Genomic DNA, 19168 nt, shown 5'->3' on the forward strand with positions numbered 1-19168 from the left:
AACGCGTGGACCCGCTGGCGGTGGGGCCGCGCCGCGGCGATTTCCCGCAGGGCGGGCAACACGGCGGCGGCGTTGCCGAGGGCGACCTCGGCCTCGGCGAGGTCGACGCGGGCGTCGTCGCGCAGCAGCACCAGGCGGGTCGACGCGGCGTCGTCCACGGTCGCGATCAGGTCGGGCTCGCCGCGCCACAGGTCCAACGCCTCGCGCAGCAGCGCGGCGGCGCCCCGAAAGTCCCTCGCACCGCCCGCGGGCTCGGACTCCGAGTCTGCTTGCGGCTCCGGAGAAAGCCACACCCCGGCGGAGGATCCACGGGCCGAGTCTCCTTGCGGCTCAAGACAACGGCGCGCCTCGTCCGTCAGGGTCTCGAAGCGCTGGACGTCCACGTCGGCGGCCCGCAGCACGTAACCGTCGGGGCGCGCCTCGATCGCCTCGCGGTCGCCCAGAGCCGACCGCAGCCGCGACATCAGCGACTGCACGGTGTTGGACCGGGGCGGCTCGCCCGTCCACAATGTTCCGGCGATCCGCTCGGTGGACACCGGCCGCCCCGCCGACAGGGCCAACAGCACCATCAGCCCGCGCAGCCGCGCCCCCGTCACGGCCACCTCGCGGCCGTCGCGTCCCCATACCCGCAGCGGGCCCAGCAAGTCCACCCGCATCGGGCCGCCGGTCCTCAGTGTCCCGAGCAGCAGGCGGCGTCGGAGTCCTCGCCCGTGCGCGGCCTGCCGAGGGTCGGCATGCCCAGCGACACGCCCGGAAGCTTCGGCGTGGTGCCCGACTCCCACACGTCGCCGGCGCGGGTGCGGCGGTGCGAGATCGGCAGGTCGTCGGCGATCAGGTGATGCGGCGCCGCGGCGGTGACGGTGGTGACGACCACGTCGCCGGGGCGCACCTCCAGCCCCGTGGCGTCGAAGTGGACCAGGCGGCCGTCGCGGGCGCGGCCCGACAGGCGCCCGGTGGCGGAGTCCTTGCGACCCTCGCCCGTGGCCACCAGCAGCTCGACCTCGCCGCCGATCAGCTTCTTGTTCTCGTCCCAGGAGATCTCCTCCTGCGCCTCGATGAGCCGCGCGTACCGCTCGGCCACCACCGCCTTGGGCACCTGTTCGTCCATGGTGGCCGCGGGCGTGCCGGGGCGCACCGAGTACTGGAAGGTGAAGGCGCTGGAGAAGCGCGCCCGGCGCACCACGTCCAGGGTGTCGTCGAAGTCGGCGTCGGTCTCGCCGGGGAAGCCCACGATGATGTCGGTGGTGATCGCCGCGTCCGGCATGGCCTCGCGCACCCGCTGAAGGATGCCCAGGTAGCGGTCGCGGCGGTAGGAGCGGCGCATCCGCTTCAGCACATCGTCCGAACCGGACTGCAGCGGCATGTGCAGCTGGTGGCAGACGTTGGGGGTCTCGGCCATCGCCGCGATCACGTCGTCGGTGAAGTCCTTGGGGTGCGGGCTGGTGAAGCGGACCCGCTCCAGCCCGTCGATCTCGCCGCAGGCGCGCAGCAGCTTGCCGAAGGCGAGCTTGTCGCCGAACTCGACGCCGTAGGAGTTGACGTTTTGGCCCAGCAGCGTCACCTCGGACACGCCTTCGTCGACCAGCGCGTGGATCTCGGCGAGCACCTCGCCGGGGCGGCGGTCCTTCTCCTTGCCGCGCAGGGAAGGGACGATGCAGAAGGTGCAGGTGTTGTTGCAGCCCACCGAGATCGACACCCAGCCCGAGTAGGTGGACTCGCGCTTGGTGGGCAGCGTCGACGGGAACACCTCCAGCGACTCGAGGATCTCCACCTCGGCGCTGGCGTTGTGCCGCGCGCGCTCCAGCAGCGTCGGCAGCGAACCGATGTTGTGGGTGCCGAACACGACGTCGACCCAGGGCGCCCGCTTGACGATCTCGCCGCGGTCCTTCTGGGCCAGGCAACCGCCCACCGCGATCTGGGTGCCGGGCCGCGACTTCTTGAGCGGGAGGACGTGGCCCAGGTTGCCGTACAGGCGATTGTCGGCGTTCTCGCGCACCGCGCAGGTGTTGAAGACCATCACGTCGGCGTCCTCGCCGTCGCCGGCGGGGACGTACCCGGCGTCCTCCAGCAGGCCGCCGATGCGCTCGGAGTCGTGCACGTTCATCTGGCAGCCGTACGTCGTGACGGCGTATGTCCTGGCAGTGGGTTGGGCGCTCACCCGACAAGGCTAACGCCCGGCGGCGTCGCCTCCCCAGGGGCACATCGCCGCGGATGGTCGCGTTCGTTTCATGAGGTCGCTCGCCGATTACGACCAAATGTATGGGTTTCGTCACCGGCTCATGGTGGCTTTATATGTTGCTTCTCCAGTATCTATGAGCAAATCCACCCACTCGGAAATGGAGAATTCCATGTCGAAGAGATCCAAGGTATTCAGCCGTTTGGCCGTGGTCGGAGTGGCCGTTTTGGCCGCCTTGGCGGCGGCCATCATCCCGTCGGTCGCCAACGCCGACACCAACCCGGGCGCGGCCGAACGGGCCAAGACCCACGCCCAGCCGAAGGACGCCGGCGACGGCACCGCGCAGGGGGCCGTCGACTGGTACGCCGGCCGCGAGGGCAGCACCGACTACGAGCACTACTGCGAGAAGGCGGCCGAGAACGCCTGGGGCACCACCGGCGTGTGGGCCTCGGCCATCGCGCACTGGCAGGGTTCGGTCGACGCGGGCAAGGCCCACCCCGGCGACACGAATCCGCCGCTGGGCGCGTTCGTGTACTGGGACATCAGCCAGTACGGGCACGTGGGCGTGTCCGACGGCAACGGCGGTTTCTGGTCCACCGGCTACGAAGGCGCCATCGGGCACGGCACCGACCTGAACCACTTCGACAGCTACCTCGGTTGGAGCGACCCGGAGGTCCCCTTCAGCAAGACGGGGAGCAAGGTCCAGCACTGAGAGGCTGTCGGCCTGTCGAGGTTCGGCTTCTGGCAGCTCGGGAATCCCGGCGGCGTCGACGCAAACCACCGTGCCGCCGGGATTCCGCTCGAGTCCGGTATCGGCCATGTGCACGGGTCTTATGGCCGCATCATGGTCGCTTTATGTGTTGCTTCTCCAGTATCTATGAGCGAATCTGCCCCCCGGAACTGGAGTACTCAATGTCCAAGAGATCCAAGGTATTCAGCCGTTTGGCGATAGCGGGAGTGGCCGTTGTGGCCGCTGCCCTGGCCGCGTTCATCGTTCCCACGGTCGCCAACGCCGATTCAAACCCGAGCCTCGCCGAACAAGCCAAGACCCACGTGGTCCCCAAGAGCGCCGGCGACGGCACCGCGCAAGGCGCCATCGACTGGTATGCCGCGCGCCAGGGCAGCACCGACTACGAGGAGTACTGCGAGATGGCGGCGGAGAACGCCTGGGGCACCACCGGCGTGTGGCCCTCGGCGGTCGCGCACTGGCAGGGCGCCATCGACGCGGGCAAGGCCCACCCCGGCGACACCAACCCGCCGCTGGGCGCGTTCGTGTACTGGAACACCAGCCAATATGGACACGTCGGCGTCTCCGACGGCCACGGCGGCTTCTGGGCCACCAGTTACCACGGCGCGATCGGTCACGGCACCGACCTCGGTTATTACGGCGGCTACTACGGCTGGAGCAACCCCCAGGTGCCCGCCGCCCGCATGCCCGAAGGCAAGGTCCAGCACTAACTCACGGCGATTCTCGGCGGCGTCGACGGAAACCGCGACGCCGTCGAGGATCCGTTCCAGCCCGAACACGAAGTCGGGGTCGAAAGCGGGGTCGTCGCCCGGGGGCGTGGCGCCGAAGATTCCCGAGCGCATCAAGGCGGCGACCTCGGGGAACCGCTCGGGATCGATGAGCTCGAACAGGGCCACGGCGTAGCGGCGCTCGACCTCCATCTGGTCGCGGCCCGTCTTCTCGCGCCCCGCGGCCAGGTCGGCGGACATCCGCGCGAAGCTGCGCACGTAGCCGTCCACAAGCATCAGGACGCCGATCCTCTCCGTCCAGTCGAGGCCGGTGCGGCTCAAGGCTTTCAGCCCCAGCTCCATCCAGGTGACGACGTTGGGCCCCGAAGGCGGGCCCGAGGTGGGTATGACCGTCACCCACGGGTGGCGGTGCAGGAGGCGGCGGTGGGCGCGGGCCCAGTGGCTCAGCCCGGCGCGCCAGTCGCCGTCACCGGCGGTCTCGTAGACATCGGCGTAGACGGCGTCGCGCATCAGCTCGAGCAGCTCCTCTTTGGAACCGACGTAGCGATACAGCGCCATGGGTGAATACCCCAGGCGCTTGGCCAGCTTGGGAATCGTCACCTCGTCCAGCCCCTCGGCGTCGGCGAAGGCCACGGCCTCGGCGATCACGGAGCGTCCGTCCAGTTCGGCGGGACGGCCGCGCCGCGCGGGCGTGTTCAGCGACCACAGTCGACGCAGACTGGCGGGGATGTCGTCGTCCACGGTCGTCTCACCCCCTGCGCTGGTTCTCCTCGTCTATTGAGTACCAGATGAAATACGGCGGATTTCCTCCCCTCAACAGTGGGGTTCGCCCCACTGGAATCCGGCCGCCGACGCGATTAAGTGTATCTACAACACTAAATCGAGCGCGTGCCTTCAGCCCCACACGCGCCAACCCCACAGAAGGGAAAACCCGTGACTGTCTACGGCCAAGTGGCCACACCCCACATTCGCGGGCCGGTGCGCCCCTCGGAACGTGCCCTGGCCCCCGACCTCGCTCGCGGATTCATGCTGCTGTTCATCGCGATCGCCAACTGCGTCGGCGTCGTGACGGCCAGCGAACCCGGCCTGGTGCTGCATCCGCACGGCATCGAAAAGCCCCTCAACTTCGCGCTGTTCGCGCTGGTGTCGAGCCACGCGTACCCCGTGTTCGCGATCATGTTCGGGTACGGACTGGTGCAGCTGTACAACCGCCAGAAGCGCTCCGGCGCCACCCCCCGGCAGGCCAAGTCGGTGCTGCTGAAGCGCAACGCCTGGCTCGCCGTCTTCGGACTGGCGCACGGGATCTTCCTGTACTACGGCGACTTCCTGGGCGCCTACGGCATCGTCGGTGTCGTCGCCGCCGCCGTGCTGCTGCGCCGCGGCGACACGTTCCACCGCATCATCGTGTGGGTGTGGGGCTTCATGCTCGTCGAGGCCGTGGTGGTCTCCATGCTGGCCATCGCGGGCATCGCCTCGAGCGGCAAGGGCGTCACCGCGCACGTGACCAAGATCGGCTCCCTGAATGCCTCGAGCTACACACAGGCCGTCCTGGACCGCCTCGGCGAGTGGCCCGCGCACACCCTGGACGTCGTGGCCTTCATCATGATCGTGTGGCTGGGCATGTGGGCGGCGCGCCGTCGCATCCTCGAGGAGCCGCGGCAGCACCAGCGCCTGCTGGGCTGGACCGCCGGCGTCGGGCTGGGCGTCGGCATCCTGGGTAGCATTCCGCAGGCCCTGGTCGCCGCCGATGCCCTGCGTGTCGACAAGTCCGCGCTCGACTCGATCTCCCTGATGCACAACATCACCGGCATGTTCACCGGACCCGGCTACGTCGCCCTGTTCGGCCTGATCGCGATGTGGCTGAGCCAGCGCACCGCCACCCCGACCGACGGCATGATCACCGGGTCGCTGTCGGCCCTGGGACGCCGCAGCCTGTCGGGCTACCTGTTCCAGTCGGTCGTGTGGGTGGTGCTGCTGTCGCCGTACACCTTCGATCTGGGCCACCACGTCTCCAGCCCGTTGCTACTGGGAATCGGGCTGTCGACCATCACCTGGCTGGTGTCGGTGATCGGCGCCTCCGCCATGCAGCACAGGGGAATGGTCGGACCGGCCGAGAAGGTGCTGCGCCGACTGGCCTACGGGCCGCGCGCCTGAGCCGGCGGTTGTCATGGCGGGGTGTTTAACTCAAGCCATGACGACCACGCCGCATCCGCGAGAACCCCACCACGAGTCGCTCGGCGCGAAGCTCAACTGGCTTCGCGCCGGCGTGCTGGGCGCCAACGACGGGATCGTCTCGGTGGCCGGGCTGGTGATGGGCGTCGCGGGTGCGGCCGCCGGTCGTCCGGCGGTCCTGGCGGCGGGCGTGGCGGGCCTGGTCGCGGGGGCGCTGTCGATGGCGGGCGGCGAGTACGTGTCGGTCAGCACCCAGCGCGACACCGAAAAGGCCATGGTGCGGCTCGAAAGGCACGAACTGGCCACCATGCCCGTCGAGGAGGAGCAGGAGCTCGCGGCGATCTACGAGGACAAGGGGCTGTCGCCGCAGCTGTCCGCCGAGGTCGCGCGGGAGCTGATGAAGACCGACGCCCTGCGGGTCCACGCCCGCGAGGAGCTGGGCATCGACATCGACAACCTCACCAGCCCCTGGCAGGCGGCGTTCGCCTCGTTCGTGTCGTTCGCGGTGGGCGGCCTGCTGCCGTTGATCGCGGTGCTGGTGCTGCCCCTGGCCTGGCAGCTGTGGGCCTGCGGCGGCGCGGTGGTGGCGGCGCTGATCCTCACGGGGTACGTCAGCGCCCGGCTCGGCGACGCCGCGCCCGGGCGGGCGGTACTGCGCAATGTGGGCGTCGGGCTGATCACGATGCTGGTCACGTACGGAATCGGCGCGCTTTTCGGCGTCACGCTGTCCTAGCCGCGTACGCGAGGCGGAGTAGTCGCGCGGCCCTCCGCGAGCCGATGCGCGCCGGCGGCTCGGCGGGCACAGTGGTGGCATGACCAGCCACGGCTCAAGGAGTAATCCCATGAAGAACAAGGTTGTACTGATCGCCGGCGCCAGCAAGGGAATCGGTGCCGTCACGGCGCGGTCCTTCGCCAGCGAGGGTGCCTCGGTGGTGGCCACGGCCCGCGACGCCGACGCCCTGGACGCCCTGGTGCGCGACATTCGCGACGCGGGCGGCGACGCGCTGGCGGTTCCCACCGACGTCACCGACGCCGACGCGGTGCGCCGCAGCGTCGACGCCGCCGTCGACCACTTCGGACGACTGGACTTCGCGTTCAACAACGCCAACGCCCCGGTGATGCCGCGCCTGTTGGCCGAGTACTCGCTGGAGGACTTCGACCGCTCGATTCGCACCAATGTGCACGGAACGTTCCTGGGCATGAAGTATCAGATCCCCGCGATCCTGGCCTCGGGCGGCGGCGCGATCGTGAACATGGCGTCCATGGCGGGCGTCAACGGCGTGTCCCACCTGGCCGCGTACGTCACGGGCAAGGCGGGGATCGTCGCGATGACGAAGGTCGCCGCGCTGGACTACGCCGACCAGGGGATCCGCGTCAACGTGGTGGCGCCCGGCCCGATCAAGACCCACTACATGGCCGGTGCCGACCCGAAGATGGAGGCCGACGCGGCGAAGTCGACGCCGATGGGGCGCGTGGGCGCCTCCGACGAGGTGGCCGACGCCGTGAAGTGGCTGTGCTCGGACCAGTCGTCGTACATCACGGGCATGGTGGTGCCGATCGACGGCGGCCAGTCGGCGGGCATCAAGCTGCGCCACTTCGGTTCGCGCGACTGAGAAGCCCTGGCTCTTCGGTGCGTTGTCACATCTCTCCAAGGTGTGACAACGAGCGGGCCAGTCAGCTCCCATATCCGATACATCTCGGGGAGCTGCGGCATGGAGGGTCCACCGTAGGGCTATGAGCCCTGAGGCGGACCTGGCGGTTTGACGTCACCCGCGCGGGTTCCACCGCCGCGCGGGTGACATTTACGCATTTACATCGCTATCCTGGCTCGGACATGGCTACCCGCACGTGGAAGACCCCGCTACCCCCGCCCCCTCGCGGCGCGCGGGGCGGCGCCCATCGCCGCCAGTTCGCCAGGGCGCGCTGGGGAATCGTCGCCACCGTGTGCGTCCTGCTGTTCAGCGGCGCGGGTCTGGCGGCCGCCCAGCTGGCGGGCTCCCCCGAGCCCAAGGACGCCACCGAGGCCGCCGACGCCTCGGCCGCCGCCGACGAATCCAGCCACGACGCGGGCTCCTCCTCCAGCAGCCACGCCCCGACCTCGCGGCCGTCCAAGAGCGCCAACAAGCCCAGCCACAAACCGTCCACACACGACTCCAGTAGCAAGCCCGCCGACAGGTACGCCCAGCTGCGCGACGACGTGGTCGCCCTGGTCAACAAGGAGCGCGCCTCGGCGGGCTGCGGCGAGGTGCATGTGGACGATCGCCTGGTGGCCGCGGCCACGGGCCACAGCAAGGACATGGCCGCCAACGGCTACTTCGACCACAATTCCCAAGACGGCCGCACCTTCACCGACCGCGCCTCGGACGAGGGCTACGACAGCGCCATCGGGGAGAACATCGCCGAGGGCCAGACCACGGCCGACGACGTCATGAACGCGTGGATGAACTCCGACGGCCACCGCGCCAACATCCTCAACTGCGACGCCAAGGCGATCGGGATGGGCGTCGCCGACGCCGCCGACGGCTCCCGCTATTGGACGCAGGACTTCGGCTCCGTTTAGAAACCGGCTTCCAACGGCCGGTTCGACCGCTGGACCGAGCTGTCCTGGTCGCGCGCGTCGTGCGCGCGCGTTCGTTGTCCGCCTTGCCGGCGAACAAGTCCGTCCGTTCACATCTCGGGTTTGACAATGAACGACTGGCGCTCACGATGCTGTGTTCGGCATCACCACGCGGCCAAGGTTGAGTCGCCTAGACTCAACTTTTGTGCGAAACACCCCCGTCCGCGGCCTGCTGCGCCGCCACCCCGATTTTCGCCGCGTGTGGGCCGCCAACGCAATCAGCGAGATCGGTTCCCGGCTGAGCCTGCTGGCCTTCCCCCTGTTGGCGCTGCTCACGCTGCACGCCACCGCCTTCGAGGTGTCGCTGCTGCGGGCGCTGGCGACCGCCGCGTGGCTGGCGCTCGGGCTGGTGGCGGGGGCGTGGATGGATCGCATTCGGGTGCGGGGCGTCATGATCGCCGCCGACGCGGCCCGCGCGGTCATCCTGGCCACGGTCCCGATCGCCTACCTCGCGGGCGTTCTCACCCTCGCCCAGCTGTACGCCGTGGCGCTGCTGGCGGGGGTCGGGACCGTGTGCTTCGGCGTCGCCGCGGGCACCTACCTGCCGCGCCTGCTGTCCACCGAGGATCTCGTGGAGGGCAACGCCAGGCTCGCCACCAACACCTCCGTGGCCGCCGTGCTGGCCAGCGGTGGCGGCGGCTTCCTCATCCAGTGGCTCACCGCGCCGATCGCCATCGCCGTCGACGCGCTGAGCTTCGTGTGGTCGGCGGTGTGGCTGCGCGGCGTGCGCCACGGCGAACCGGCGCCGCCCCGTCCCGAGCGCCCGCACCTGCGCCGCGAGATCGCCGAGGGTTGGGGTTTCGTGTGGCGCCACCGGATCCTGCGACCGCTGGCGGGGTACGCGGTGTGCACGATCTTCTTTCAGGCGATGAACGACGCGGTGTGGTTGACCTATCTGGTGCGCCGCGTGGGTCTGTCGCCGTGGGTCATCGGGTTGGTGAGCATGTCGGGTCTGGTGGGCGCCGTGATCGCGGGCCTGGTGGCCACGAGGATCGCGCAGCGGCTGGGCAACGCCCGCGCCCTGGTGCTGGGCTCCTGTCTGTACGCCGTCGGCTTCGGACTCTATCCACTCACGACGGCGGGCTGGGGCCTGACGGTCGCGGTGGTGGGCAGCTTTCTGGTGTCGTTCACCATCATCGTCAATCACGTGCTTCAGGTCAGCGCCCGCCAGTCGCTGTGCCCCAAGCACCTCTATGGACGGGTCGGCGCCACGTCGCAGTTCATGACGTGGGGCATCATGCCGATCGGTGCGCTGGCGGGCGGCGTCCTCGCGACCGTCACATCCACGCACGCGGCACTGTGGATCGCCGCGGTCGGCATCGCCGTGTCCATCCTGTGGATGCTGCTGTCGCCGCTGCGCCTCATGCGCGACATCCCGGCGCCCGCCGCGGCCGCGCCGTGAGGCTCACCGCCACACGGCCTGGGCCAGCATCGCGCCGATGACGCCCGCGCCCAGCCCCGCGCCCACATTGGCCACGGCGTTCATGGCGGCGTAGAACCGGGAACCGTCGCGCACCAAGCGGATCGTCTCGAAGGAAAACGTCGAGTACGTGGTCAGCGCCCCGCACAACCCGATCCCCGCCGCCGTCCACACCGCGGGCGCCACCCCGCGCGCGGCCACGCCCGCGGCCAGGAAGCCCAGGATCAGCGAGCCCGCGACGTTCACCACCAGCGTCCCCCACGGGAACACCGAGTCGTGCCGTGCGGCCACCGCCCGATCGGCCAGGTACCGCAACGGCGCGCCCACCATGGCGCCCATGATCACCAGCAGCGGGGTCACGACGTGTTCTCCTTGCCCGCGTACCGAACCACCTCGACGGGGTCGATGATGACCAGACCCTCCGACACCAGCTCCTCAAGCTGCGGAAGGAAGCCCCGCACCTTGTCCTCGGCGTCGACGATCACGATCGCCACGGGCAGGTCCTCGGCCAGCGACAGGATGCGCGTCGTGTGGATCGTCGACGATGCCCCGTACCCCTCGATCCCGCGCAGCACGCTCGCCCCGGCCAAACCGGCGGCGTGCGCCCGATGCACGATCTCCGAATACAGCGGGCGATGGTGCCACTGGTCGTCCTCCTTGACGAAGATCGTCAGCCGCACCGCGGAACCCTCGAGCCTCATCGCGATCCTCTCCTGTGGATAAATCCCTGAGTCGCGACCGTCCCCACCCAGGTCGCCGCGAGCGCCACCGCCATCGTCCCCGCGAGGTAGCCCAACGCGGTCGCCGCCTCCCGCTCCGCCAACAGCCGCTGGATGTCGACCACGTAGGTCGAAAACGTCGTGAACCCGCCCAGCACGCCGACCCCGAGGAAGGGCCGGATCAACCGCCGCCCGTTCCACACCTCGGTGACCAGCACCATCAGCGCGCCGATCAGCAGGCAGCCGGCCGCGTTGGTGATGAACGTGGCCCACGGAAAGCCCCCGGTGCGCGCGGGCAGCAACGACGCGATCCCCCACCGCGCCAGCGCCCCGATCGCGCCGCCGGCCGACACGACCGCCAACACGCTGGCCGACCGGCGATTCAGCCGTCGGCGTCTCGTCTTGGCCGCGGCCGCGCGGGGCCGAGCCTCGGTAACGGTCCTGGGCACGCACGTCTCCTACCTGCAGACTTCGTCCGGGTAGGGACCGTTGGCGACCATCGCGGTTCTCCCCGACGCGGGGAACGGCGGGCCCCACCGCCGACACCGAGCCTACCCGGCGATCACGGGCGGGTCCGGCCGCGAATCAGCGGGAGAAACACCTCGTCCACGATCTCCACCAGCGTCGAGTCGGGGACGGTGGTGGAGCCGCGGACGACGAATTCGTTGCGCAGCAGGGCGATCGGCACCGTGGCCACCCGCGGGTGCAGCGACTCGGGGGGTGCCTCCCCGCGCGCCACGGCGCGCCCCAAGACGGTCAGCCAGTCCTCGCCGCCCCCCGCGGCCATGCGTTCGCGCAGCTGTTCCATGAGCTCGGGCCGCGCCGCCGCGTCGGCCAGCAGGCCGCGGACGATCTCCCCGTACGGCGAGGCCAGGTGGCGGTTGGCGCCGCGCAGCATCTCCAGCACGTCGGCGCGCAGCTCTCCGGTGTCGGGCACGCAGGTCTCGGCGGCGATCATCTCGCGGTAGGCGGCCAGGCCGAGCGCGACGCGGTTGGGCCAGCGGCGATACACGGCGTTCTTGTTGGTGCCCGCGCGCTTGGCGACCCGCTCCATGGTGAAGGCCGCGTAGCCGCCCGCTTCGAGCTCGGTCGCGGCGGCGGCGAGGATCGCCTGTTCCAGGGCGGCGCCGCGCCGCCGGGTCGGTTTCTCGATCATTGAGTACGTAGCGTACCTCACAGGCCGCGGGTGGACGGTCGATCCTCGATACAGTACGGTACGTACCGTACCCAAACTAAGGAGAGACTCGTGCGAGCCAAGGGCATCTGCTACGACACCGGATTCATCCACAAGGGAACCAGCAGCCAGGTCTTCGACGCCGACGCCGCCCGCCGCGACATGCGCGCCATCCGCGATCGGCTGCGCTGCGACGCCGTGCGCGTCACCGGCGGCGACCCCGAGCGCCTCAAGATCGCCGCGCGGCACGCCGCCGACGCGGGCCTGGAGGTATGGCTGTGCCCGTTCACCTGCGACGTGGGCGCCGACGACCTGCTGGACATGCTCGCCGACCTGGCCTCCTTCGCCGAGGACCTGCGGCGCGGCGGCGCCGAGATCGTGCTGCTCACCGGCTCCGAACTCAGCATCATGGTCCCGGGATTCGTTCCGGGCGACGCCTACGCCGAACGCGCCACGCGCGTCCGCGAGGCGATGCCGGAGATACCCGCGCTCATCAACGACTTCCTGGCCAAGGCCGTCGCCGTGGTGCGCGGGCGGTTCGGCGGCAAGATCAGCTACGCGTCCCTGCCGTTCGAGAACGTCGACTGGGAACCCTTCGACTACATCGCCACCGACACCGGCTACCGCTTCTCGGCGATCGCCGACAGATACCCCGAACTGATGCGCGCCTTCGCCTCCCAGGGCAAGCCCGCCGCCATCACCGAGTTCGGCTGCGCCACCTACCGCGGCGCCGCGGACGAGGGCCCCGCCAGCCACGACGTCATCGCCTACGACCCCGACACCGGCGCCCCCGTGGGGCTCAAACGCGAGCTGATCCGCGACGAGGCCGAGCAGGCGCGGTACCTGACCGAGGTGCTGACGGTCCTCGATGAGTCCGGAGTGGACACCGCGTTCTGGTTCGGCTTCGTGTGGTACGGCTCGGTGCACGACCCCCGCGACCCCGCGCGCGACTTCGACGCCGCCAGTTGCGGCGTGGTCGCCGCGATCGACGACGACCACCACTGGGAACCCAAGGCGGCCTTCGACGCCCTCGCCGGGTACGACGTCACGCCGGGGGCGAGCCGTCCGCCTCGATGACCAGGCGATCGTGCAGGAAGCACAGGTGACCGGCGACATCCCCGGCGTCCCGCAGCGGTTGCTCATAGGACCAGGCGACGTCGGGAATCAGCTCGTCGCCCACCCGCAACGACCAGTACGTTGACCGTCCCTTGTAGGGGCAGTACATGCTGGTGTCGCTCCTCTCCAGCAGGTCGGCGCCGACGGCGTCGCGCGGCAGGTAGTAGCGGTTGGGCAGACCCGTCTCCGACAACACCTTCGGCGCGCTGGTTTCGACGATCACGCGATCGCCCGCCAGCACCCGAATGTGGCGGCTGGAGGCCACGACGTCCACCCTGGTGTAGGGGTCGCGCAGGTGGCCGAAGACCTCCTCGTCCTCGTCGAACCAGGCGTCCAGCCTGTCCCAGTAGAACGCCCGATACCCCGCCAGCCAGGTGGCGGCCGGGTTGGGTTGGGGGTAGCCCCACACCGCGTTGTCGGCGGCGCGGTCGCCGACCCGGATCGTCCAGTACGAGGCGTCGCCCTTGAAGGGGCAGTGGGTGGTGTGGTCGGTGGGGTGCATGAGGTCGAGGCGGATGTCGACTTCCGGGACGTACAGCTGCGGCAGCAGCGCGCTCTCGTACAGCAGCTGGCCGTCGCGGGTGTCGAGAACGGTTTCGCCGCCCAGGATCGCGCGGACCCGGCGCGGGAAGGGCGTCATCATCAGTTTGTGGGCGGGGCCGTCGAGACGGTAGTTCACCCGCTGCGGCGGATGCATGGACAGCGGTCCGTTTCCCAGTGTCAGCATGGCCTCAACCTATCGCGTCGGCAGGGGCAGGCCGACGTAATTCTCGGCCAAGGTGGTGGCCGCCGCGGTGGAGGAGACCACGTAATCCAGGTGCGCGGTGCGCAGGCGCCGGGCATAGGAGTCGTCGGTGTCGAAGGTGTGCAGCAGGGTGGTGAGCCACCAGGAGAAATGCTGGGCGCGCCACACCCGGCGCAGGCAACGCCGCGAATAGGTGTCCACGCCGGTGGGGTCGCCCGCGTACCAGTCGGCGATGGCGTCGGCGAGGAGCCTGACGTCGGCGACGGCCAGGTTGAGGCCCTTGGCGCCCGTCGGCGGGACGATGTGGGCCGCGTCGCCGGCCAGGAAGAGACGGCCGTGGCGCATCGGTTCGGCCACAAGGGATCTCATGGGGGTGAGGTCGGTGGAGATGATGGGGCCGGCGCGCAGGGTGAACCCGGGGACGGTCTCGAGGCGGCGGGCGAGCTCCTCCCAGATGCGGGTGTCGGGCCACTGGGACCTGTCGGCGTCGCGGGCGACCTGGAGGTAGAAGCGGCTCACCGTCGACGAACGCATGCTGTGCAGCGCGAATCCGTTGTCGTGCTGGGAGTAGATGAGCTCGCGGGCGGACGGCGCCACGGCGGCCAGGACGCCGAGCCAGGCGAAGGGGTAGTCGCGGACGAAGTAGTCGAGGCTTCCGTCGGGTATGGAGGGACGACAGATGCCGTGGGAGCCATCGCATCCGGCGATGAAGTCGCAGTCGAGTCGCTGGCCGTCGAAGGTGAGGTAGGGGTGGTCGGTGTCGATGGCGTGGGGTTGGACGTCGGTGACGCCGAAGTGGATCGGGGTCCCTTGGGCGAGCACCGCGGCGTTGAGGTCCTTGACGACTTCCTGTTGGCCGTACACGGTGATGGCGCGGCCCGGCACCAGGCTCTCGAAGGCGATGCGGTGGCGGCCGCCGCCGAAGCGCAGCTCGATTCCCTCGTGGCGTTGCCCCTCGGCGTGCAGGCGCCGAGACACGCCCACGTCGTCCAGGGTGTCCACCGTGCCCTGTTCGAGGACGCCGGCGCGCACCCGGGATTCGCAGTGGGCGCGGCTGCGCAGCTCCAACACGGCGCACTCGATGCCCCGCAGCCCCAACAGCCGGGCCAGCAGCAGCCCGGCGGGTCCGGCGCCGACGATTCCCACCTGGACGCGCATCGGCTACCTCCCTGAGTCGCGGATGTGTTGCTGGATCTGGGTTCTCAGCTCGATGAAGCGGGGATCGGCGCGGGTGGCCAGCTGGTCGCGCTCGGCGGGCAGATCGATGGCGATCTCCTCGCGGACCCGCGCGGGCTCCGCCGACAGCACCAGCACCCGTTGTCCCAGATAGACGGCCTCGTCGATGTCGTGGGTGATGAAGACGATGGTGACGCCGAGGTCGCGCCACAGCCGGTACACCAGGTCCTCCAGGTCGGCGCGGGTCTGGGCGTCGACGGCGGCGAACGGTTCGTCCATGAGCAGCAGCCGGGGGCGGTACGCCAGGGCCCGGGCGATGGCGACGCGCTGCTGCATGCCGCCGGACAGCTGCCAGGGGTAGGCGCGGGCGGTATCGGCCAGCCCCACCTGATCCAGGGCCTCGCGGACGCGTTCGCGGCGTTCGGCCGACCTGATCCCGTTGTCCCGTAGGACGAGCGCGATGTTGTCGGCGACGCGCATCCAGGGGAAGAGGCTGCGTCCGTACTCCTGGAACACCACGGCCGTGCCCGGCGGGGTGCCGTCGACCGGTTGGCCGTCCACCTCGAGGCGCCCGGAGGTGGGGCGCAGCAGGCCCGCGATGGAGCGCAGCAGGGTGGTCTTGCCGCAACCGGACGGCCCGACGACGCACAGCAGTTCGCCCGCCTCCACGGTGAAGTTCAGCTTGTCGATGGCGTGGACCTGGCGGGTGCCGGTGTCGTAGGTCTTGGCGAGGTCGTGCACCGACAGGCGGGCGGCGGTCATCAGCGGCTCCCCTCGGCGCGGCGCATTCCGTGGTACCACGCCAGGACCCGGCGCTCGGCGAGCGCGAAGGCGCCCGACAGCGCCACGCCGATCAGTCCCAAGAGGATGATGCCGCTCCACATCTCGGGTATCTCGAAGCCGCGCTGGAACTGGACGATGGCGAAGCCGAGTCCCGAGTGGGCGGCGAACATCTCGGAGATCACCATGAGGATGATGCCGATGGACAGTGCCTGGCGCATTCCGGTGACGATGTGGGGCGCCGCGGCGGGAAGCACCAGGCGGCGCAGCCGGGTGAGCGGGCGGGTCGCGAAGACGGCGCAGGTGTCGCGCTGGATCGGGTCGATGGCGCGGACGCCGGCGACGGTGTTGAGCAGGATCGGCCAGACGCAGCCGGACACGATCACCGCGATCTTCATGCCGTCGCCGATCCCGGCGAACAGCATGATGACGGGCACCAGGACGGGCGGGGGTATGGCGCGGAAGAACTCCAGCACCGGTTCGGCGATCGCCCGCAGCCGCCACCACAGCCCGATGGCGACGCCGATGCCGACGCCGAGCAGCGCGGCGGCCGCGTACCCGGCGGCCAGGCGGCCCAGACTGGGCAGCACGTCGGCGGCCCAGCGCTCGGGCGTCCACAGTTGAGTGAAGGTGCGCAGGATCTCGGTCAGCGGCGGCCAGTAGAAGCTGCGGCTGCCCTCCGAGCCGAACCACCACGCCGCCACCAGGACGACGGGCAGCCCGAACCAGGTCACCAGTCGCCATAGGACGGTCCTTAGTGTCACGCGGTCGCCTCCTCGCGGACGGACGGATGCCAGCGCAGCAGGCGGTGTTCGGTGCCGCGGGCGGCCAGGTTGACGGCGACGCCCAGCACCCCGGCCACCGCGATCAGCGCGTACATCCGCGGGACGGCGCCCGCGGTCATGGCCACGGAGATCTCCTGGCCGAGTCCGGGGGCGCCGATGACGAGCTCGGCGGTCACCGCCAGCACCAGGGCCACCGACGCGGCCAGCCGCACGCCGGTGAGGACGTACGGCAGGGCGGTGGGCAGCGCCAGGTGCCAGATGCGTTGCGGCGCCGACAATCGGAAGGCCCGGGCGGTGTCCGCCGCGACCGGGTCGATGTCGTGGATGCCCGCGACCACCTGCACCAGCACCTGCCAGAACGACGCGTACACCACCAGCAGCAGGGTGGACCTGATGTCGGTGCCCAACAGCAGAATGGCCAGCGGGATCAGCGCCACCGAGGGGATGGGGCGCAGGAATTCGATGGTGGAGGCGGTGACGGCGCGCAGCCCGGGAACGGTGGCGATCACGACTCCACAGGCGACCCCGGCGACCACGGCGATCGCCAGGCCCTGGGCCCAGGCGGCCACCGTGTCGGCCACGGCGAGCCAGAAGCCGCTCCTGCCGAGCTCGGCGGCGAGCGCGGCGGCGATCCGGGAGGTGGGCGGGAGGTGGCGGGGGTCGACGATTCCCATGCGGGGCAGGGCCTCGGCGAGCACCAGGGCGCAGCCGACGCCGGCCAGACCGTAGGTCAGGCGGGCCGTGCGGCGCGGAGCGGACGTCATGGCAGCAGCTTGTCCACGTCCGGCTTGGACTTCAGCACGCCGTCGGAGACGCCGAGCTTGGCCAGCGTGGCGGTGGAGTCGGCGTTGATGCGGGTGGGCCAGGCGGGCAGGGTGATCTCGTCGGCGACCTTGGCGTCGATGTCGGCGTAGGAGCCGAGGATGCCACGCACCGCCCGGGGGTGGGCGGTGGCGTACCTCAGGGACTCGTTCATCGCGGCGGTGAAGCGCTTGACGAGGTCGCGGTGGCCGGAGATGTAGTCGGCCGTGGTGAAGTACGCCGCGACCGAGAGGTCGGGTGCGGTGTCCACATAGTTCCACGCAACCGGACGGGCGCCGGAGTCGCGGGTGATGGACAGGAAGGGCTCGACGACCCACGCGGCGTCGACGTTGCCCGCGTCGAGTTGGGCGGGCATGTCGGGGAAGCCGAACTCCGTGAAGTCCACCTTGGAGGGATCTCCGCCGTCGGCGCGCACCGACTCGCGGATCGTGGTGTCGCCGATGTTCTTGACCGTGTTGACCGCGACGGTGTGACCGGCGAGGTCCTTGGCGGACTTGATGGAGCTGTTCTTGGGCACCACGACGGCGCCGAAGTCCTTGCCGCTCTTGCCGGTCGACGACACCCCGGCGGCGACCGCCCTGACGTCGAGCCCCTGGGTCTGCGCGGCCATCAGGGAGGTCAGGTTGCTGAAGCCGAACTGGTAGTCGCCGCTGGTGACGCCGGGGACGATCGCGGCGCCTCCCTGTCCGGCCTTGAGCTTCAGGTCGATGTCGCGGTCGGAGAAGAAGCCCTGTTGCTTGCCGAGGTAGATCGGCGCGACGTCCACGATGGGGATCACGCCGACGGTGACGTCGTCGGCTCCTCCGGCTGATTGGGAGGGGGAGCACGCGGATGTCGCCAGCAGCGACGCGATCGCGAGGGGAACGAGGATTTTACGCATGGCGTTCCTTAGATGGGCCGGGCTCTACATGGGAAACTGGCGGTGGCGTCCCAGCAGGGTGATCCAGCGGGTGTCGCTGAACGCCTCGATGCCGTGAGCGCCGCCGAAGCGCCCGTGGCCGGAGTCCTTGACCCCGCCGAACGGCGCCTGGGGTTCGTCGTCGATGGACTGGTCGTTGACGTGGACGATGCCGGTGTCCAGCCGGCGCGCCACGTCCCAGCCTCGGGAGGGGTCTTCGGTGAGGACGCCGGCGGTGAGGCCGTAGGGGCTGTCGTTGGCGAGGCGGATCGCGGCGTCGTCGCCGTCGACGGGCAGCACCGTGCACACCGGACCGAAGATCTCCTCTTGGTGCAGCGCCATGGAACCGGTGACGCCGGTGACCACCGTCGCCGGATAGCAGGCGCCTTCGGGTGCGCCGCCGCCGACGGCCACGCTCGCGCCCGAACCGACCGCCTCGTCCACCAGTGTGGACACTCGGCGGGCGGACGCGGCGTCGATCAGGGGACCCAGGGCGTTGCGGGCGTCGGTGGGGTCGCCGCACCGCAGCCCCGCGGCCCGCTCCGCGATCCGCTCGGTGAGCTCGGCCGCCAGCGAGCGGTCCGCCAGCACCCGGTCGGCGGACATGCAGATCTGCCCCGAGTTGAGGTAGGCGCCGAAGGCCACGGCGCCCGCGGCGTACTCGACGTCGGCGTCGTCCAGCACCAGCAGGGCGTTCTTGCCGCCGAGCTCCAGCACCACGGGGGTGAGGGTCTCGGCGGCCAGGGCGGCGATCCGGCGCCCGGTGGTGGTGGAGCCGGTGAAGTTGACCCGGCGCACCCGGTGGTCGCCGATCAACGCGCGGGCCACCTCGGCGGCGTCGTCGGGGTCGTTGGTGATGACATTGAGGACACCCGGCGGCAGCCCGGCGTCGATCAGGGCCTCGGCGACGAACAGTCCACTGGAGATGGGCGCCTTCTCGCTGGCCTTGAGCACCACGGTGTTCCCGGCCGCCAGCGGCGCGGCCACGGCGCGGCAGCCCAGGATCAACGGCGCGTTCCAGGGGGCGAAGGCGGCCACCACCCCGGCCGGCTGCCGCACCGACAGCGACAGCGCGCCCGGGTTGTCGGTGCT

21 protein-coding genes are annotated in these 19168 nt (G+C 70.3%); 7 read left to right on the top strand and 14 right to left on the bottom strand.

Translation table 11 applies throughout. From position 1 onward, the window contains the following. Together VE172_RS15615 and miaB are read right to left on the bottom strand one after the other, a co-directional pair. A partial coding sequence (locus tag VE172_RS15615) for an AfsR/SARP family transcriptional regulator (RefSeq protein WP_324802852.1) occupies positions 1-656 on the bottom strand: 656 nt, incomplete at its 3' end. Positions 657-670: 14 nt separating this feature from the next. After that, complete coding sequence (gene miaB, locus VE172_RS15620; protein ID WP_324802854.1) at positions 671-2158, bottom strand: tRNA (N6-isopentenyl adenosine(37)-C2)-methylthiotransferase MiaB; 1488 nt, start codon at positions 2156-2158, stop codon at positions 671-673. Positions 2159-2348: 190 nt separating this feature from the next. Here miaB and VE172_RS15625 point away from each other — a divergent pair, with 190 nt between their 5' ends. Further along, positions 2349-2888, top strand: coding sequence for a CHAP domain-containing protein (locus VE172_RS15625; protein ID WP_324802855.1), 540 nt, complete (start codon positions 2349-2351; stop codon positions 2886-2888). Between the two features lie 305 nt (positions 2889-3193). Here VE172_RS15625 and VE172_RS15630 read toward each other — a convergent pair whose 3' ends face one another. Beyond that, positions 3194-4393, bottom strand: a complete 1200-nt coding sequence (locus VE172_RS15630; protein ID WP_324802856.1) for a TetR/AcrR family transcriptional regulator — start codon at positions 4391-4393, stop codon at positions 3194-3196. A gap of 192 nt (positions 4394-4585) precedes the next feature. Between VE172_RS15630 and VE172_RS15635 the strand changes: the two genes are divergently transcribed. From VE172_RS15635 to VE172_RS15655, 5 genes are all read left to right on the top strand, one after another. After that, the gene (locus VE172_RS15635) at positions 4586-5806 is read left to right on the top strand and encodes a DUF418 domain-containing protein (protein ID WP_324802857.1); all 1221 of its coding nucleotides are present in this window, start codon (positions 4586-4588) and stop codon (positions 5804-5806) included. Between the two features lie 37 nt (positions 5807-5843). Continuing rightward, on the top strand, positions 5844-6557 hold the full coding sequence (locus VE172_RS15640; protein ID WP_324802858.1) for a VIT1/CCC1 transporter family protein: 714 nt from the start codon (positions 5844-5846) through the stop codon (positions 6555-6557). Positions 6558-6666: 109 nt separating this feature from the next. After that, positions 6667-7437 carry an SDR family NAD(P)-dependent oxidoreductase gene (locus VE172_RS15645; protein ID WP_324802859.1) on the top strand — a complete coding sequence of 257 codons (771 nt, stop codon included), beginning with the start codon at positions 6667-6669 and terminating at the stop codon, positions 7435-7437. A gap of 221 nt (positions 7438-7658) precedes the next feature. Further along, a complete protein-coding gene (locus VE172_RS15650) occupies positions 7659-8384 on the top strand; it encodes a CAP domain-containing protein (protein ID WP_324802860.1) in 726 nt (241 codons plus the stop codon). A 202-nt stretch (positions 8385-8586) separates the two neighbouring features. Then, a complete protein-coding gene (locus VE172_RS15655; RefSeq protein ID WP_324802861.1) occupies positions 8587-9843 on the top strand; it encodes an MFS transporter in 1257 nt (418 codons plus the stop codon). A gap of 3 nt (positions 9844-9846) precedes the next feature. Here the strand turns inward: VE172_RS15655 and VE172_RS15660 are convergent, their stop codons facing one another. The 4 genes from VE172_RS15660 to VE172_RS15675 form a co-directional block, all read right to left on the bottom strand. After that, positions 9847-10200, bottom strand: a complete 354-nt coding sequence (locus tag VE172_RS15660; protein ID WP_414715109.1) for a fluoride efflux transporter FluC — start codon at positions 10198-10200, stop codon at positions 9847-9849. Between the two features lie 17 nt (positions 10201-10217). Continuing rightward, a complete protein-coding gene (locus tag VE172_RS15665) occupies positions 10218-10562 on the bottom strand; it encodes a DUF190 domain-containing protein (RefSeq protein ID WP_324802863.1) in 345 nt (114 codons plus the stop codon). After that, positions 10559-11029: a fluoride efflux transporter FluC gene (locus VE172_RS15670; protein WP_324802864.1), complete on the bottom strand. Its 471-nt coding sequence runs from the start codon at positions 11027-11029 to the stop codon at positions 10559-10561. Before VE172_RS15670 ends, VE172_RS15665 begins: the two co-directional genes overlap by 4 nt. Positions 11030-11142: 113 nt before the next feature. Next, positions 11143-11736, bottom strand: a complete 594-nt coding sequence (locus VE172_RS15675; protein ID WP_324802865.1) for a TetR/AcrR family transcriptional regulator — start codon at positions 11734-11736, stop codon at positions 11143-11145. 90 nt (positions 11737-11826) lie between these two features. Here VE172_RS15675 and VE172_RS15680 point away from each other — a divergent pair, with 90 nt between their 5' ends. Continuing rightward, the gene (locus VE172_RS15680) at positions 11827-12831 is read left to right on the top strand and encodes a hypothetical protein (protein ID WP_324802866.1); all 1005 of its coding nucleotides are present in this window, start codon (positions 11827-11829) and stop codon (positions 12829-12831) included. On the opposite strand, the gene VE172_RS15685 is transcribed toward VE172_RS15680, so the two are convergent. The 7 genes from VE172_RS15685 to VE172_RS15715 all read right to left on the bottom strand — a co-directional run. After that, on the bottom strand, positions 12800-13597 hold the full coding sequence (locus VE172_RS15685; protein WP_324802867.1) for a DUF427 domain-containing protein: 798 nt from the start codon (positions 13595-13597) through the stop codon (positions 12800-12802). The genes VE172_RS15680 and VE172_RS15685 overlap by 32 nt on opposite strands. Positions 13598-13606: 9 nt before the next feature. Beyond that, positions 13607-14773, bottom strand: coding sequence for a 4-hydroxybenzoate 3-monooxygenase (locus tag VE172_RS15690; protein WP_324802868.1), 1167 nt, complete (start codon positions 14771-14773; stop codon positions 13607-13609). Positions 14774-14776: 3 nt separating this feature from the next. Continuing rightward, positions 14777-15553, bottom strand: a complete 777-nt coding sequence (locus VE172_RS15695; RefSeq protein ID WP_324802869.1) for an ABC transporter ATP-binding protein — start codon at positions 15551-15553, stop codon at positions 14777-14779. Beyond that, the gene (locus VE172_RS15700) at positions 15553-16335 is read right to left on the bottom strand and encodes an ABC transporter permease (protein ID WP_324802870.1); all 783 of its coding nucleotides are present in this window, start codon (positions 16333-16335) and stop codon (positions 15553-15555) included. Before VE172_RS15700 ends, VE172_RS15695 begins: the two co-directional genes overlap by 1 nt. After that, positions 16332-17120: an ABC transporter permease gene (locus tag VE172_RS15705; RefSeq protein WP_324802871.1), complete on the bottom strand. Its 789-nt coding sequence runs from the start codon at positions 17118-17120 to the stop codon at positions 16332-16334. Before VE172_RS15705 ends, VE172_RS15700 begins: the two co-directional genes overlap by 4 nt. Then, positions 17117-18058 (bottom strand): ABC transporter substrate-binding protein, encoded by a 942-nt coding sequence (locus VE172_RS15710; protein WP_324802872.1) that lies wholly within the window; start codon positions 18056-18058, stop codon positions 17117-17119. The genes VE172_RS15705 and VE172_RS15710 overlap by 4 nt, the downstream gene beginning before the upstream one ends. Positions 18059-18082: 24 nt before the next feature. Continuing rightward, positions 18083-19168: aldehyde dehydrogenase family protein (locus VE172_RS15715; RefSeq protein WP_324802873.1), on the bottom strand; the 1086-nt coding region annotated here is incomplete at its 5' end.

Origin of the sequence: Stackebrandtia sp. (assembly GCF_035643755.1) — a bacterium.
GTDB lineage: Bacteria > Actinomycetota > Actinomycetes > Mycobacteriales > Micromonosporaceae > Stackebrandtia.

Bases quoted from the DNA above. Each gene is read 5' to 3' on its own strand.
- VE172_RS15625 (WP_324802855.1), top strand. From the start codon at position 2,349: ATGTCGAAGAGATCCAAGGTATTCAGCCGTTTGGCCGTGGTCGGAGTG.
- VE172_RS15640 (WP_324802858.1), top strand. From the start codon at position 5,844: ATGACGACCACGCCGCATCCGCGAGAACCCCACCACGAGTCGCTCGGC.
- VE172_RS15645 (WP_324802859.1), top strand. From the start codon at position 6,667: ATGAAGAACAAGGTTGTACTGATCGCCGGCGCCAGCAAGGGAATCGGT.
- VE172_RS15650 (WP_324802860.1), top strand. From the start codon at position 7,659: ATGGCTACCCGCACGTGGAAGACCCCGCTACCCCCGCCCCCTCGCGGC.
- VE172_RS15660 (WP_414715109.1), bottom strand. From the start codon at position 10,200: ATGGGCGCCATGGTGGGCGCGCCGTTGCGGTACCTGGCCGATCGGGCG.
- VE172_RS15665 (WP_324802863.1), bottom strand. From the start codon at position 10,562: ATGAGGCTCGAGGGTTCCGCGGTGCGGCTGACGATCTTCGTCAAGGAG.
- VE172_RS15675 (WP_324802865.1), bottom strand. From the start codon at position 11,736: ATGATCGAGAAACCGACCCGGCGGCGCGGCGCCGCCCTGGAACAGGCG.
- VE172_RS15685 (WP_324802867.1), bottom strand. From the start codon at position 13,597: ATGCTGACACTGGGAAACGGACCGCTGTCCATGCATCCGCCGCAGCGG.
- VE172_RS15690 (WP_324802868.1), bottom strand. From the start codon at position 14,773: ATGCGCGTCCAGGTGGGAATCGTCGGCGCCGGACCCGCCGGGCTGCTG.
- VE172_RS15695 (WP_324802869.1), bottom strand. From the start codon at position 15,553: ATGACCGCCGCCCGCCTGTCGGTGCACGACCTCGCCAAGACCTACGAC.
- VE172_RS15705 (WP_324802871.1), bottom strand. From the start codon at position 17,120: ATGACGTCCGCTCCGCGCCGCACGGCCCGCCTGACCTACGGTCTGGCC.
- VE172_RS15710 (WP_324802872.1), bottom strand. From the start codon at position 18,058: ATGCGTAAAATCCTCGTTCCCCTCGCGATCGCGTCGCTGCTGGCGACA.